This is a genomic window from Agrobacterium sp. GD03872, from assembly GCF_029840625.1.
In the GTDB taxonomy this organism is placed as follows: Bacteria; Pseudomonadota; Alphaproteobacteria; order Rhizobiales; family Rhizobiaceae; genus Agrobacterium; species Agrobacterium fabrum_A.
The window spans coordinates 1-1,441 of the sequence record NZ_JAOCCY010000040.1 but is presented as its reverse complement, the minus strand read 5'-3'; the positions used below and the strand labels follow the sequence as shown (position 1 = coordinate 1,441).

Below are 1,441 nucleotides of genomic sequence, written 5' to 3'. Positions count from 1 at the left end.
TTGGAAAGGTTTTGCCGTGAAGGAACACTCTCGAAAGATCACGCCGGTTCTTCTGGCCGGCGGCGCCGGTTCGCGTCTCTGGCCCGTCTCGCGCGATCAGCTGCCCAAGCAGTTTCAGCCGCTGGTCGGCAATCTTTCGACCTATCAGCAGACGTTGCAGCGGGTGGGCGACAAGGGCCTTTATGCCGAGCCGCTTGTCATCACCAACGAGGATTTCCGGTTCTTCGCCCGCCGTCAGGCGGAAGAGATCGACCTGCCGGCAACGGTGGTGCTTGAACCCGCCCGCCGCGACAGCGCCGCCGCCATGGCCGCCGCCGCCGTGCTGGCCGAGCGTCGCGAGCCCGGATGCCTGGTGCTGGCGCTCGCCGCCGACCATGTGGTGCTCGATGCCGACAAATTCTCCGACGCCGTGAGACTCGGCGCAAAAGCTGCCGATCAGGGCAATATCGTCGTTTTCGGCCTGGTGCCGAGCGAACCGCGCACCTCCTACGGTTATATCAAGCCGGGCGAAGCGATCGACGGCGAAGAGGACCTGAGCACGGTTGATGCCTTCGTGGAAAAGCCTGACATGAAGACGGCGATCTCCTATCTCGAAAAGGGTTATCTCTGGAACTCCGGCAACTTCCTGTTCCGCTCCGATGTGATGATCGCCGAACTGAAGGCCTTCGCGCCGGAGATCCTTGACGCGGTGACGCAGGCGGTCGAGCAATATGAAAGCGACCTCGGTTTCGTGCGCCTGCATCAGGCAAGCTTCGAGGCCTCACCGAAAAACTCCATCGACTATGCGGTGATCGAAAAGACGAAACGCATGGCCGTCGTGCACGGCCATTTCCGCTGGTCGGATATCGGCAGCTGGGATGCGATCTGGGAAATCGCCGACAAGCGCGGCAACGACAATGCGCTGGAAGGCAACGGCGTCTTCATCGATTCCGAAGGCTGCCTCATCCATTCGACGCAATTGCTGACGACGGTGGTGGGCGCCAAAGACATGGTGGTGGTGGCCACCAAGGATGCGGTTCTGGTGGTGCCGAAAAACCGGGTGCAGGATGTGAAGGGTCTGGTGGAGACACTGAAGGACGGCGAACACGCACCGCAGACGCAAAGCCACAAGCGCGTCTATCGCCCCTGGGGTTATATCGAACACATGTATGTGGACGAGCGTTACCGGGTGGGCCACATCACCGTCGATCCCGGTCATCGCATCTCGTTCCAGAAACATTATCACCGCTCGGAACACTGGATCGTCGTCAAGGGCACGGCGACGGTGACGATCGGCGAGGAGACGAAGTTGCTGACGGAGAACCAGTCGGTCTATATCCCGATCGGCCAGCCGCACCGGCTTGCCAATGAGGGGCAGATCCCGCTCGAACTGGTGGAAATCCAGACCGGAGCCTATATCGGCGAGGACGATGTCATCCGCATCGAGGATGATTATAAGAGG

The 1,441-nt window shown here is 60.7% G+C and carries 1 protein-coding gene; it reads left to right on the top strand.

Going from position 1 to position 1,441, the window contains the following annotated elements; genetic code table 11:
* Positions 1–16: 16 nt before the first annotated feature.
* On the top strand, positions 17–1,441 hold a 1,425-nt coding region (locus tag N5D22_RS27105; RefSeq protein WP_279659005.1), incomplete at its 3' end, for a mannose-1-phosphate guanylyltransferase/mannose-6-phosphate isomerase.